This window comes from Polaromonas sp. P1_G2 (genome assembly GCF_056405515.1).
This window is the reverse complement of the sequence record NZ_JBFUBY010001105.1, coordinates 1-460: the sequence shown is the minus strand read 5'-3', so window position 1 is coordinate 460 and position 460 is coordinate 1. Positions and strand designations below refer to the sequence as shown.

At 61.3% G+C, this 460-nt stretch carries 1 pseudogene; it reads right to left on the bottom strand.

The annotated features are described in order from the left end of the window. Positions 1–460, bottom strand: a pseudogene (locus tag AC1D0P_RS29275) (hypothetical protein); the annotation flags it as partial.

Here is a 460-nt window from a genome sequence, read left to right as displayed (position 1 = left end):
GCGTCCCCGCCTACGATCCGGTCGTCGCCAATGCCGCCCTGAACGAGGCCCGACACGGCGCCGCCGCTTCCATCATAGCTGTCGGCACCGTCACCGAAGAGGATGCCGCCGGACATCGTACCGGTGTTGCGAACCGATATGTTGCCGGTGTCGGTGGCACAATCGATCGCCAGCGCCGCGCCCGATATCAGGCCGCTATTGGTCACCGCGACATTGTCGCTTCCGGTCAGAAAAATGCCGTCGTAGTTTATGCTGTGGATCGTGCCGCTATTGTCGATCCTGTCATTGCCGCCGTCTCCGTGCAGGCCAAGACTGGCGACGTGTGCCTCGATCACACCGTGATTGACGACGGTGGAACCATGCCCCCAGAGGATGGCCGCTTCCGATTGGAGCGAGGAAAGATAGCCGTTCTCTCCGACGATCAATGTCTGATTGAAAGCACCCGCGCCGCCCATATAGG